Raw genomic sequence first — 13,306 nt, forward strand, 5'->3', positions numbered from 1 at the left:
GGCGCGGCTGGCTGTAGTGGTCGGCGAAGCTTTCAGGGCGCAACCGGGCCTTGTCGCCCCTTACCGCTGCGCGGTAGCTGACATAGCCTTCCAACGGATCGGCGCGCGGCCCCTCGCCCCAGCCGTTCGGTTCATAATTCACCCGGCCCTTGCGGTGGGCGGTCTGCATATGGCCATCCTGCTGGTTATTGCTGACCGGGCAGCCCTTGGGCGCATTGACCGGGATCTTGGTAAAGTTCGGGCCGCCCAACCGTTTCAACTGGGTGTCCAGGTAGGAAAAGTTGCGCCCCTGCAGCAGCGGGTCATCGGTAAAGTCGATGCCGGGGATCACGTTGGCCGTGCAGAAGGCCACCTGCTCAGTCTCGGCAAAGAAGTTCTCGACGGCCCGGTCAAGTTTCATGGTGCCGATGATCTGCACCGGGCAGTCCTCTTCGGGGATCAGTTTGGTTGGGTCCAGCACGTCGAACGCAAAGCCATCGGCAAAGGCCTGATCGAACAGCTGGACGCCGAGGTCCCATTCCGGAAAATCGCCCCGGTCAATGGCATCCCACAGGTCGCGGCGGTGTCGGTCGGCGTCGGCGCCATTGCTTTTCACCGCCTCGTCCCACACGACGGATTGTAGACCCATCCGGGGCTTCCAGTGGAATTTGACAAAAGTCGAGACACCTTCGGCCGTCACAAACCGGAAGGTGTGCACGCCAAACCCCTCCATCGTCGTAAAGGATCGCGGGATCGCCCGGTCTGACATCGCCCACATGATCGTGTGCATGGCTTCAGGGGTCAGCGAGATGAAATCCCAGAAATTGTCATGCGCCGATGCGGCCTGTGGGAAGTCCCGGTCGGGGGTCGGTTTCACGGCATGGATCAGGTCGGGAAACTTGATGGCGTCCTGGATGAAGAAGACTGGCGCGTTGTTGCCGACCAGATCCCAGTTGCCCTGATCGGTGTAGAACTTGACGGCGAAGCCCCGGATGTCGCGTGCCAGATCGGGCGAACCCTTGCTGCCGGCCACGGTGGAAAACCGCACGAATACTTCAGTTTGTTTGCCGACCGCCGCGAACGGCGCAGCGCGGGTCACATCTGCCATCGCGCGGGTGCAAGTGAAGGTGCCATGCGCGCCATAGCCCCGGGCATGCACCACACGTTCGGGGATGCGCTCGTGATCAAAGTGGAAAATCTTCTCGCGCAGGGCGAAATCTTCCAGCAGCGTCGGCCCCGGCGCGCCAGCCCGAAGCGAATTCTGGTTGTCCGCAATCACCACACCTTGGGCGGTGGTCAGCCGTTCCAAGCCGTCTTGCGCACGCTGGTGGATCTCACCTCCCTCACCCCGGGCCGAGATCAGGTCATTCAGGTCTGATGATTGCGTGGGCGTTTTCACGGGCGATCCTTACGAGTGCGGGCCGGTGCGGATCGGCGGTGGCCGGTCGCTTGAGGCCGAGGTGTCTTTTTCAGCGGGCAGTTCGCCATTTCAGCTAGCGGCCCCGGCTGCGGTTGATCCTCAGCCGAGGCAATGGGGGCGTTCGGCGTCAGGCAGCCTTCTTGGCCATGTTGACCGCGCTGACGGCCACACCGGTCAGCTTGGAGTTTGCGGCCTTTTCCATGTCGAGGATCTGGCTCAGCAGATCATGCGCCTCGGTGTGGCCCAGAACCTTGGCCCATTCGCGCAGCGCGCCATAACGGGCAATTTCGTAGTGCTCGACCGCTTGCGCTGCAGCAATCAGGCAGGCGTCCAGTGCGACGCCGGTGGCGTCCTTGATGATGCCGTCGGTTTCCTTGATCAGACCATCTATCGCGTCGCATTTGATACCGACGGACTTTTGCCCGATCGAGGCGAACACCTTGTCGAGGATGACAATCTGCTGTTTGGTTTCGGTCAGATGGGCCTGCACCAGTTCCTTGAATTCTGCATTGCCTGCGGCCTTTGCCACATTCGGCAGCGCCTTGGTCAGTGCGGTTTCAGCATAGTAGATGTCTTGCAGGGTGTGGTGGAAGGCTTCTGCGAGCGTTTTCATGGGATGGTCCTTTGGTTAGGTGGGAGGCGGTCAATTTGGCTGGATTGCGCCCATTTGACCCTGACTGAGCCGCATCAATGGGATTTCTTGCCGCTGGCGCTTTTGTTGCCCGCAGCGAGAGCCGGGCGGCCCGGTTCCGTGGACTTTGCGTTCGACGGTTTGGCCTGATCCTTTGCAGCGTCAGCTTTGCCGTGCGACGAAGCGGCCGCACCGTGAAGTTCAGGCTTGTTGGGGTCAGTGTCAGCTATTGTAGTTTTCTCCTCTGATCCGCGCCGAACGCGCACCAGATCAACGTGCCGCCGCCACGGACGTTCCAGGGTCAGTTTCGGCGTAGGTGGAATTCCGCCAATCGCAGAAGCGGCAACGGTCAAACACCGGCGGTTCAGCATGTCGCACAGAACGCTCATGAGGCCGCCCCATCCGGCACAACCTGCCAAACCGTGTTCACCTGGCCTTTCAGGCCGGACCCTGCGACGTGTTGAGCGGGGGCGCTACCTTCGGCGACCAATGCATCGCCAAATGTAACACCGTCTGGCCAGCCGACAGCCGGGGCGATGTTGACCGTCGGGATCAGACCAAAGTTTGTGCCAGGCAGGGCGGGGCTTGCGCCATACCCTGCCTGGGTGCTGACTATAGCCTTTTTGCAGAACCTCGGAACGATCGCGGTCCCTGTCACGGCTATAGCCAGAAACGCTAAAATAACTACTTTCACCGTCGCTTTCCCTTTGGTCGGGACGGGCCAGCGATGGCCTTCGCTGGCCCGAATGCGTGGAAAGGCTGGTCTGCGTCGCAGGGCCCGAGGATCAGTGATGATGCTCCGGCAGCGCCTTGATCTGCTCTTTCGTCCACGAAGTGGTCGCGTGAACGTCGCCTTCTTCATCGCGCATGAAGTTCAACTGGTTCGTCGTCAGGGCAACCGGTTTTGCTCCCATGCCAAGAAATCCGCCAACATCCACGATCACTTGCGTCGCGGCCCCCATGCCGTGCACATGCGAAACGGTGCCGATTTTCTCGTCATCCGCGCCATATACCACAGCATCCATCAGGTTCGCTTCGTTGAGTTCGCTGTCGACAAGCCGAGTGTGTGTTGAATGGTCCATCTGGCTGTTCTCCTTTGGGTCAGTCACGAGCGTTGTGGCTCCCGGCGAGAACGCCCCAAAGGGCCGAACGTTCCCTGACTTGTCGCATTCCGTGCCACGTCCAACGCGTTGAACCGGATGGCCCCGCCCCTGATCCAACGCGTTGCGCACAGATTGTAACCGGGTCCCGGACCGCCAAACACGACTGTTCATGTGCCCTGACGTCATCGGAAAACGAGAAACCCCGCCTCTCGCGTCTGCAATGCCATAGCGCCGGGTCAGTCGCCTGGCGAACCTATCCCCACCCGGTTCGTTTGTTCGTCAGCAAGCAGCCCCGATGCATTGAACTGAAGCCAGGATTACAGGAAATTCGACCAAAGCATGGCTCAAGTGACGCTTGGGGCCACGGCGCAGCCGGCCTGCGAATTCGGGCCCTGGCTGTGGAACTTTGCCCCGCCTCAGACGTTCTACTTCAGTTGAAATGCCGATGCTTTTGCCGGCATAATCGGAAGGATACCAAATGAACGGCATCATCTACCTCGTCGGCCTTGTGGTCGTCGTCCTGTTTGTCTTGTCATTTCTCGGCCTGCGTTAAGAAAGAAAAGGGGATGACCATGGAACGAACTGAAGAAAACACCCTGCTTTCCGCTCCGGACAAAGTGCTGGAAGGATCCTACCTGGACTGGGCCGCGATATTCGGCGGCGCCGTGGTTGCGGTGGCCATCGCTTCGGTCTTTACCGGCTTTGGCGCAGCCCTGGGCCTATCGACCATCTCGGCCGAACCGGGCGAGGGCAGCTTCAACCTGATGCTGATCCTGAGCGCCATCTGGGTCGTGGTCACTTTGGTTGCCAGCTACATGGCAGGTGGCTACATCGCCGGGCGGATGCGGCGTCGCGTCGATTCCGTCAGTGCGGACGAGGTGACGGCCCGCGACGGGCTCAACGGCCTTGTAGTCTGGGGATTGGGCATCATCGTTTCGGTCTTTGTGCTGGGGACTGCGGTGTCCACGACAGTGGCAACCGTCGGGGCCGTGGCATCTGGCGCCGGGGCCGTTGCCGGAAGCGTGGTTCAGGCAACCGGAACCGTGGTGGCAGAGGCCGACAAAGGGGCGATCACCGCAGTGGCCGGGGTGGTGCAGGACGACGCAACGACCGGCCCGATGGACTATCTGAACCGCACTTTGTTGCGCCCCAACACAGTCGGCACGACACCCGCCGATCCGGCGACGATGGCAGGCGACACGGCGGCCATCCTTGGCAACGTTCTGAAAACCGGGGAAATTTCGGACCCTGAGCGCGCCTATCTGGTGAGTGCTGTCGTGACCAGCACCGGTGCCACGCCCGCCGAGGCGGCAACCCGGGTGGATGCGGCAATCATAGCCACCCAAACGGCGCGCAGTGATGCCGAAAAGGGCCTGGCCGATGCCAAAGCAGAGGCTGACAAGCTTGCCGCCGACGCGGAGGCGGTTGCGATAAAAGCGACCGAGGTGGCGCGGGTCAGTGCGATCCTGTCCGCCTTCCTTCTGGCATCCGCTGCGATGGTGGCTGCGGCTGCGGCCTATGTTGGTGCTGTCCGTGGTGGCCGACACCGCGACGAGGGCCGCATCTTTGGCGGCTTTGCCTATCGGGGCTGATAAACGTGCAAAGACGACAAGCCACCCATTTGCGGTGGTTTGTCTCCCTCCGGCCGGGCAGTCCGCAGCGCATGGAAAAGGGAAGACGGGAACTGTCGCGCGGGCCAGGATGTATATCTGGCAAGACTTGCCCGTTTTCCGGCGGCCCACGGTTGGGCCGCCCCGTCATCTTCGGGAAATTCTGGTGCGCTCAGGCCGCGTCGGCTGGCTTTGTCGGGCCGTAGTGGCTGGCCATATCCGCCTCAAAAGCCGCGTCGATCAAGCGGGAGGCATCGTACTCGGGGCTGGTGCGGATACGGTCGCGGTTCACGCCCAGATAAATCAGATGCTCGGTCCAGCGGATGGAGTGTGTGGAGCGCGGCGAAATCAGAACCTCCTTGCCCTGCCACCAGTTGCTGGTGTTGACGATCAAATAGCGCAGCGACCAATCTGAATCCTCGATCAGCACATCCGACAGGTGGCCAATTTCCCCATCGGTGGCGTGGATGTGATAACCGCTGATCTCGGCCACGCTGCGCAGGTTGGCGTCTTCATTCTGACGCATCATCTGGACGATCTCGTCGTCGCGCCGTTCCATTTCCAGACTGGGCGCCATCGGCACCATGCCACCCCAATATGCAAAACCGCTCATGTACAGATCGGTCCCCCAATAGGGGCTGAAGCCGTAATAGTCGTAAGCGCTGGATTCGAACTGACGCGACACCGGACGGTGGGTGTCCACATCCGGGCTGCCCTTGACCTGTGCCATCGTCAGGTTGACCGGGAAAGTGCGCGCCGCTGTGTCGGGATGGCCAAGCGCCGAAGCCGGGATCAGGACGCGGTGGTCCGCCCACCAGTTGCCCGTCTCGACCACCAGCCAGCGCGCCGTCCAACTGGCATCATCAAACAGAAAATCGATGACGTTCCCCAAGGTGCCATCACTGGCCTGAACATCGTAACCTGTTGTATCCGTTGCCTTGATTAACATGGGTTCAACTCCTTTGGCGCGTTGCGCCCTGTAAGAATGCGCTCATGGACTGGGTCGTTCCTTGGTTCGGAGCGTTGGCCGCACCACGGGGCCGGGCGGAAACAGGGCCTAGGTTCAAGATTCCAAACTATCCCATCAGAACGAACTGTCCGCGATATCGTTCCCGGCTGTCTTGATGCAGGTTGGGGAGTGGACAAAATATGGGGGTCATGCGTCACGTTTGCTATGTGCGACTGTCAGGCAACCATCCAGGACAGCAGCTCTGGTGACGGCAACTCGGTGAGCACCTCTCGGCGACCACCTCTTCCTTCTACGCTTCTCCATCCGGGCATTGGCAACGTCATCGACCGAACCTTCTGCGCGCGATGACGAAATCGGCAGCCCAATACGATAGCGGCGGTCAAAGTCCAAGAGGGACTCCATGCTACTCGCGAGGGTCCGGACTCGTTCCCGTTTCATAGCCAGAACGTGACGACTGCGGCGAGAGCGACGGCGGAAAGGAAGACCTTCGGGCACCTGTCGTAGCGTGTCGCAATCCTACGCCAGGCCCTCAGTTGTCCGAACATGATCTCGATTCGATTGCGGCGTTTGTAGCGGCGCTTGTCGTGTTTGATGGGCTTTTCACGCGACTTCCGGCCTGGGATGCAGGGCTTTATGCCTTTGTCTTTCAACGCATCACTGAACCAGTCAGCGTCATAGCCCCGGTTGGCCAGCAGCCACTCGGCGGGTGGCAGGCTGCCCAGCAGGGCCGCGGCGCCGGTGTAGTCACTGACCTGGCCAGCCGTCATGAAGAAACGGATCGGGCGGCCGTCGCCATCGGTGACGGCATACAGCTTGGTGTTCATGCCGCCCTTGGTTCGGCCGATCAGACGGCTCCTCTGGTCGTCGAGCCCCCCTTTTTCGACCAGAGGCTGGTGGCAAAGGACTCTGCCCATTTCTGGAAAAACCCTTTTCCGAGAAATGCTTGCGAGCATGACCGGGTCACGTTGAGAAGATCATTCCGGCAAGTTCGCACGCACTTCGCGTACGGTTTCCGCAACCACCAGACTTGCGTCATTGCCCCATGCCTGCCGCACGAACGTTGCCAGTGCCGCCACCTCATCATCGGATAGCCGTTCGCCGAACGACGGCATCCGTAGCCGCGCGGGCCGCGTGGCGGTTGACGGCATCGCCGCTCCAGCCAGGATGACTTGCAGGAAACCACCGGGTTCGTCGGCAAGCACGCTGGCGTTTCCGACAAGCTCTGGAAAGACGCCATCCGCGCCGAAACCTGTGCTGAAGTGGCACGCGTTGCAATTGTCGAGGTAGAGCCGCGCGCCAAGGTCCATATCGGGCGAAGCAGCCAGCAGCATCGCGGCAGTGCCACTTTGGGTGGCCTCACCGCTGCGCAGGCCTGGCGTGGCCAACGCATTGGCGTCGGTCGCCACATGGCGCAGATACCGGGCGACCGCTGTCACGTCGGCATCGGTCATGTATTGCAAGGAGTCCTCGACCACGGACGCCATTTCGCCCGCAACGCCTGCATGGTTGTTGCGCCCGGACTGGAGAAAGGCCACCAGTTGCGCCTCGTCCCAGATGGCAGGCGCACTGCCGGGTCCGCGCAATGCGGGGGCCGCCCACCCGTTTATCACCCCGCCGGACAAGAAGTCACCGTCATCCGGGGAATAGCCAGACTGCACGAACAAAGCCGAGCGTGGGCTATGGCACGCGCCGCAATGGCCTGGCCCCTCAACCAGATAGGCGCCCCGGTCGAGTATCAGATCGTCGTAGCGCGGCGCAAACCCTGCCTTTTCATAGGCGACCCATTTCCACAGCCGCAGGCCCCAGCGCTGATCAAAGGGAAAGGAAAGATCCGTCTCGGGCGGATCACTGGCAACCGGCGCGACCTCGTCCATCAGGTAGCGGAAAAGGCTGACAATATCGGCTTCGCTCAGCTTGCGGTAATTGTCCGATGGCATCGCGGGATAAAGGTGGCGGCCTTCCTCGTCGATCCCGTCATAAAGCGACGCGCGGAAATCGTCCAACGTCCAGTTGCCTATGCCATGGTCCGGGTCTGGCGTGATGTTGCTGGAATAGATCGTTCCAAGCGGGCTATCGATCGGGTAGCCGCCGGCAAATGGCACGCCGCCTTTGGCGGTATGGCAGGCCATGCAATCGCCCAATCGCATCGCGTATTCCCCCGAACCGGCAACGACGACTGCATCCGCCGCCACCTGAACCTGCGCTGGCGTCCGCTGGACTGGCACAAAGATGACACCCAGCAGGGCAACCGCGCCCAAAATGACCAGCACGCCGATCACCCGCAGGAACTTGGCCCCGGTGGTCACGCCAACGGCCCTGGATTGCGCAGATAGTCGCGGCGGATCGCATCAAGCGTCCAGTAAGCCAGGCCGCCAAGTGCCCCCGTAGGATTGTATTGCAGGTTCTGCGGGAATGACCCCGCGCCCAGGGCAAAGACGTTATGAACGTCCCAGCTTTGCTGATAGCGGTTGAGCACTGATGTGGCGGGGTCCGCGCCCATCGCCGTGCCACCGACATTATGCGTCGACTGATAGGGGCGGATGTCATAGCGCGCGCCCACATCCTTGTAGGACGATTTGTAGGATGTCGGGTTCAGCGCCTGCACGATCGGCTCGATCTTCGACTTCATGAATTGCGACAGGCGGATATCGTTCGGCTTCCAGTCGAACGTCATCCGCATCATCGGCCTGCCATGGCGGTCGGTGTAGGTCGGATCAAGGTCAAGGTAGCAATCCCGGTAAGCCATGTTGGAGCCATGCAAGCTGACGTTCATCGAATGGCCGTACCAGTCCTTGACGCCCTGTTTCCACCCCGCCCCCCAGCCCGGCACACCCTTCGGCAGGGGGAGGTTTCGGATCGGCTGCCCGTTGGACTGCGAGGCGTGGATGTAGCCGCCACCGATGAAGCCTTCGGCGGCGAAATCGATCTGGTTGGTCGCGTAATCGTCGATGACATATCCCGTGGAGCCTGAGCCGACGAAAGGGTTGAACTCCACGTCCTCGAAGAACGCCGTCGTGCCCCCGACCATCATGTCCTTGTCCAGCCAGATCAGCAGCGACCCGCGCTTGCGAAGCGAAGCAGTGCGGCTGGACCAGTTCGTGGTGCGGTAGCGGGCGGGTGATGGTTTGCTCATGCGGCACGTCTAACCACATGGATTCACGACGTGAATCCTCCAACATCAGAGTTGTGCAACAACGCCGATCAAGAGTGAAGGCTTGTCAACGGTTAGCCCATGGGGTTTCCGCTACCTTTCAGATTCATCCGACCTTGAAAGCCTGGTTGGTGAGCCTGGGTTTCTCATGAAATTTGAGCGTTCTGAGGAAGCAAAGAAGTGCCGATGACCATCGGCAGGGGCTGACAGAGGGGCTTTAGACGAAACGTGGCTGAAAGGCAGCGATGGGCTCAAACCCGCCTTCCAACCGCCGATCATGGCAACGTTGGACTGTCTGTCCACCCGGCAACGTTCCCAGTCGAACAGTCACATTTCCACCGGTCCCGCCATATCTGTACCGGTCCTGACCTGCACCCGGCAGCGCGAATGATGCCGGACGCACCCCTCTGGCCGCGCCTTTTCGCGGTCAACCTGCGCGTTGAAATGGCCACGGCGGCGGACAAACCTTAACAATTTATGAACTCGGTCGTGTAACCCATTGATTTCAAGACACTCAAAATTTGTCCACGTGTGGACATCCCCGATTTTAGCCTCCCCTCACCTCGCTTGAGGTGCGGCCCGGCTTCCTGTATCGCAATCCCCCAAACCCTTGCCTGAAAGCCCGCCCCCATGAAATTCCTCGACCTCGCCAAAGTCTACATCCGCTCGGGCGGCGGCGGCGGCGGCTGCGTGTCGTTCCGGCGCGAAAAGTTCGTCGAATTCGGCGGCCCCGATGGTGGCGACGGCGGCAATGGCGGCTCGGTCTGGGCGGTGGCGGTCGAGGGGTTGAACACCCTGATCGACTACCGCTACCAGCAGCACTTCTTCGCCAAGAACGGCCAGCCCGGCATGGGCAGCCAGCGCACCGGCAAGACGGGCGAGGATATCATCCTGAAGGTCCCGCTGGGCACCGAGATCCTGGACGAAGATCAGGAAACCGTCATCGCCGATCTGGTGAATGTCGGTGACCGGGTTGAACTGGCGCATGGCGGCAATGGCGGCTGGGGCAACCTGCGGTTCAAATCCTCGACCAACCGCGCCCCGGCCCGTGCCAACCCGGGGCAGGAGGGGATCGAACGGACGATCTGGCTACGGCTGAAACTGATTGCCGACGCCGGGCTGGTCGGCCTGCCCAATGCCGGAAAGTCCACGTTCCTTGCCGCCGTGTCGAACGCCCGCCCCAAGATCGCGGATTACCCTTTCACCACCCTCGTGCCGAACCTCGGCGTTGTCGGGATCGACGGCGCAGAGATCGTGATGGCCGATATCCCCGGCCTGATCGAGGGTGCCAGCGAAGGCCGCGGCCTTGGCATCCAGTTCCTCGCCCATGTCGAACGTTGCAAGGTTCTGCTGCATCTGGTCGACGGCACCTCCTCGACCATCACCAAGGACTACCGCACCATCGTGACCGAGCTGGAGGCCTATTCCGACATCCTCGGCGACAAGGCCCGGATCGTGGCCTTGAACAAATGCGACGCGCTGGATGCCAAGACCATCGCCACCCGCCGCAAGGCGCTGGAAAAGGCCAGCGGTGGGCCGGTCATGGTGATCTCGGGGGTGTCCGGGCAGGGGTTGCAAGACACACTCAGGGCATTGCGCACAAAGATCATCGGCGAGGCTCCGGTGGTGGAGGACGGCCCGTGGCAACCCTGACGCACCTTGAGGCGCCCGATATCCGCGCGGCGAAACGGCTGGTCGTCAAGATCGGCTCGGCGCTGTTGGTTGACCGCACGCGGGGCCTGAAGCTTGATTGGCTGGGTGCGCTGGCGCTGGATGTGGCCGAGGCGCGCGGCCGGGGTTGCGATGTGGTGCTGGTCTCCTCCGGCTCCATCGCGCTGGGGCGCAAGGTGCTGAACCTGGGTGATGGGGTTCTGACGCTGGAACAGGCGCAGGCGGCTGCGGCAGTTGGCCAGATCCGGCTTGCACGCGCCTATGAAGAGGTTCTGGCACCGCATGGCATTACCACGGCGCAAGTGCTGGTGACGCTGGAAGACACCACCGACCGCCGGCGTTACCTGAACAGCCGCGCCACGATGGAAACGCTGCTGGGCTTTGGCGTGGTGCCTATCGTGAACGAGAATGACACCGTCGCCACTGACGAGATCCGGTTTGGTGACAATGACCGGCTGGCGGCCCAGATCGCAGTTACCGTCGGGGCGGACCAATTGATCCTGCTCAGCGATGTCGATGGGTTCTATTCGGCCAACCCTAAGCAGGACCCCTCTGCACAACGTTTCGATCTGGTGGAAGCGATCACCCCCGCGATTGAGGCGATGGCCGGGGACCCGATTTCCGGCATGTCCAAGGGTGGCATGAAGACCAAGCTGATGGCGGCCAAGACCGCCGTAGCGGGGGGCTGTGCGATGGCCATCATGGAGGGTTCGGTGATGCGGCCGCTGCAGGCGCTGGCTGCGGGGGCGGCCCGCACGTGGTTCGTGGCGCAAGGCGACCCACAGGCCGCCCGTAAGCGCTGGATTTCGGCGATGAAGCCGAAGGGCGAATTGCAATTGGATGCCGGTGCCGTCACCGCGTTGCGGGCCGGAAAATCGCTGCTGCCTGCAGGCGTCAGGGCGGTGACCGGCAATTTCGGACGGGGCGAGCCGGTGTCGATCCTGTCACCTGACGGAGTGGTTTTGGGCAAAGGGCTGGTGCGCTATACTGCGGAAGAGGCGCGCGCCATCGCTGGGCACAAGTCGGGTGAGATCGAGGCTATTCTTGGATATGCCGGGCGTGCGGCGCTGGTGCATCGGGACGATATGGTGGTGTGAGAATGGACGGGCAAATTTCTGATCTGATGACCGAAATCGGCATCCGGGCACGGGCGGCTGCAACCGAACTCAGCTATGCGAGCGCCGACCGCAAGCACGCGGCCCTGATTGGTGCGGCCGAAGCCGTGTGGGCCCGCCGCAACCAGATTCTCGACGCCAACATTCTGGATCTGGATTACGCGGTCGCCAAGGGCCTTAGCCCTGCGATGATTGACCGACTGCGGCTGGACGAGGGGCGGCTTCGCGGCATTGTCGATGGTCTTCGCGCCGTAGCCGAACAGCCCGATCCGGTAGGCCGGGTGCTGGCCGAATGGGATCGACCCTCGGGCCTGCATATCCAGCGCGTGGCGACCCCGCTTGGGGTGGTGGGGGTGATCTATGAAAGCCGCCCGAACGTGACTGCAGACGCCGGGGCGCTGTGCCTGAAGGCAGGCAATGCCGTGATCCTGCGCGGCGGGTCGGAAAGCTTTCACTCCTCCGCCGCGATCCATGACTGCATGCTTCAAGGCTTGCGGCAGGCCGGAATGCCGGAGGCCGCGATCCAGCTGATCCCGACGCGCGATCGCCAGATGGTGACCGACATGCTGCACGCGACCGACTATATCGACGTGATCGTGCCGCGCGGCGGCAAGGGCCTTGTGGGCCTGGTTCAGCGTGAGGCGCGGGTGCCGGTATTTGCGCATCTGGAAGGGATTTGTCACGTCTATGCTGACCGCGACGCCGATCTGGAAAAGGCCCGGCGCGTGGTGCTGAATTCCAAAACCCGGCGCACCGGGGTTTGCGGATCGGCGGAATGCCTGTTGATAGACTGGCAGTTTTACACCCGTCACGGCGCGGTGCTGATCGAAGACCTGATCAAGGCGGGTGTCGAAGTGCGCACCGAAGGGGAATTGCTGAAGGTCCCCGGCACTGTGCAAGCCGGCCCCGATGACTTTGGTCACGAGTTCCTGGACATGATCATTTCGGCCAAGCTGGTGGACGGTGTCGATGAAGCTATTGCCCATATTCGCCGCTATGGCTCCAGCCATACCGAAAGCATCCTGACCGAAAACGACGCCACCGCCCAGCGGTTCTTCCAGCGGCTCGATTCTGCAATTCTGATGCGCAATGCCTCTACCCAATTCGCCGATGGCGGCGAGTTCGGCATGGGGGCCGAAATCGGCATCGCCACCGGCAAGATGCACGCCCGCGGGCCGGTGGGCGCCGAACAGCTGACCAGCTTCAAATATCTGGTCACCGGGGATGGAACGATCAGAAGCTGAGGCTGATGCTGGTTTCCTGAATCTCGGTCACCAACCGGCGGCCCTGACGCTGCAATTCCTGCGGTACCAGCGCAAATTGAACCTGACCCGCACCGATTTCGGCCGGGGCGTGCAGTTCTGTCAGCACTTCCCACAGGGCGGGATCGACCTTCAGGCGGGGTGCCGTGGCGGTGATCTTCCAGTGCGGCTCGATCCGGTCAATCTGCACCCGGCCGCCGTAGGCCATTGCCGTTTCAAGGCATTGCAACAGCAGGAAAATCAGGCGCACTTCACGTCGTGGCAGATCGGCGGCGCTGTTCCACGCATAGATCAGCCGCCCACCGCGCGTCATGTCGGTAAGGATCGACGTCACCTCGGTCTTGCCGATGCGTTGGTCGCCCGAGGCGATGCCGAAGGCCACCCGGAAGAACCG

Annotated in this window: 11 protein-coding genes and 3 pseudogenes; 4 read left to right on the plus strand and 10 right to left on the minus strand. The window is 61.9% G+C overall.

What is annotated here, in order from left to right:
* The 3 genes from RMO18_RS16580 to RMO18_RS16590 all read right to left on the minus strand — a co-directional run.
* Positions 1 to 1,378: catalase (locus RMO18_RS16580; protein ID WP_309667400.1), on the minus strand; the 1,378-nt coding region annotated here is incomplete at its 3' end.
* Positions 1,379 to 1,526: 148 nt separating this feature from the next.
* Positions 1,527 to 2,012: a DUF892 family protein gene (locus tag RMO18_RS16585; RefSeq protein WP_309667402.1), complete on the minus strand. Its 486-nt coding sequence runs from the start codon at positions 2,010 to 2,012 to the stop codon at positions 1,527 to 1,529.
* 803 nt (positions 2,013 to 2,815) lie between these two features.
* Entirely contained in the window at positions 2,816 to 3,112 is a 297-nt protein-coding gene (locus RMO18_RS16590; protein WP_309667404.1) for a PRC-barrel domain-containing protein, read from the minus strand.
* A gap of 593 nt (positions 3,113 to 3,705) precedes the next feature.
* Here RMO18_RS16590 and RMO18_RS16595 point away from each other — a divergent pair.
* Positions 3,706 to 4,725 carry a hypothetical protein gene (locus RMO18_RS16595; RefSeq protein ID WP_309667405.1) on the plus strand — a complete coding sequence of 340 codons (1,020 nt, stop codon included), beginning with the start codon at positions 3,706 to 3,708 and terminating at the stop codon, positions 4,723 to 4,725.
* A 190-nt stretch (positions 4,726 to 4,915) separates the two neighbouring features.
* Here RMO18_RS16595 and RMO18_RS16600 read toward each other — a convergent pair whose 3' ends face one another.
* The 6 genes and pseudogenes from RMO18_RS16600 to RMO18_RS16625 all read right to left on the minus strand — a co-directional run.
* Positions 4,916 to 5,692, minus strand: a complete 777-nt coding sequence (locus RMO18_RS16600) for a PRC-barrel domain-containing protein (protein WP_309667407.1) — start codon at positions 5,690 to 5,692, stop codon at positions 4,916 to 4,918.
* A gap of 207 nt (positions 5,693 to 5,899) precedes the next feature.
* Positions 5,900 to 6,109 (minus strand): annotated as a pseudogene (locus RMO18_RS16605) (ISKra4 family transposase); the annotation flags it as partial.
* A gap of 38 nt (positions 6,110 to 6,147) precedes the next feature.
* Positions 6,148 to 6,597, minus strand: a pseudogene (locus RMO18_RS16610) (IS5 family transposase); the annotation flags it as partial.
* Positions 6,598 to 6,687: 90 nt separating this feature from the next.
* Positions 6,688 to 8,019 carry a cytochrome c gene (locus tag RMO18_RS16615; protein WP_309667409.1) on the minus strand — a complete coding sequence of 444 codons (1,332 nt, stop codon included), beginning with the start codon at positions 8,017 to 8,019 and terminating at the stop codon, positions 6,688 to 6,690.
* On the minus strand, positions 8,016 to 8,744 hold the full coding sequence (locus RMO18_RS16620; RefSeq protein ID WP_309667416.1) for a GMC oxidoreductase: 729 nt from the start codon (positions 8,742 to 8,744) through the stop codon (positions 8,016 to 8,018). The genes RMO18_RS16615 and RMO18_RS16620 overlap by 4 nt, the downstream gene beginning before the upstream one ends.
* A pseudogene (locus tag RMO18_RS16625) lies at positions 8,742 to 8,846 on the minus strand (IS5/IS1182 family transposase); the annotation flags it as partial. The pseudogene RMO18_RS16625 and the gene RMO18_RS16620, both read right to left, overlap by 3 nt.
* 648 nt (positions 8,847 to 9,494) lie before the next feature.
* On the opposite strand from RMO18_RS16625, the gene obgE reads away from it, so the two are divergent.
* Genes obgE through RMO18_RS16640 form a run of 3 tightly spaced genes read left to right on the plus strand, consistent with a single transcriptional unit; the run spans position 9,495 to position 12,894 of the window.
* Positions 9,495 to 10,517, plus strand: coding sequence for a GTPase ObgE (obgE, locus tag RMO18_RS16630; protein ID WP_309667410.1), 1,023 nt, complete (start codon positions 9,495 to 9,497; stop codon positions 10,515 to 10,517).
* Positions 10,505 to 11,632: a glutamate 5-kinase gene (gene proB, locus RMO18_RS16635; protein WP_309667412.1), complete on the plus strand. Its 1,128-nt coding sequence runs from the start codon at positions 10,505 to 10,507 to the stop codon at positions 11,630 to 11,632. The genes obgE and proB overlap by 13 nt, the downstream gene beginning before the upstream one ends.
* Positions 11,633 to 11,634: 2 nt before the next feature.
* Entirely contained in the window at positions 11,635 to 12,894 is a 1,260-nt protein-coding gene (locus RMO18_RS16640) for a glutamate-5-semialdehyde dehydrogenase (RefSeq protein WP_309667414.1), read from the plus strand.
* Here the strand turns inward: RMO18_RS16640 and RMO18_RS16645 are convergent.
* A partial coding sequence (locus tag RMO18_RS16645) for a histidine phosphotransferase family protein (RefSeq protein ID WP_309667415.1) occupies positions 12,884 to 13,306 on the minus strand: 423 nt, incomplete at its 5' end. The two genes, RMO18_RS16640 and RMO18_RS16645, sit on opposite strands and share 11 nt — an antisense overlap.

The organism is Tabrizicola sp. (assembly GCF_031377265.1).
In the GTDB taxonomy this organism is placed as follows: Bacteria; Pseudomonadota; Alphaproteobacteria; order Rhodobacterales; family Rhodobacteraceae; genus JAUYQR01.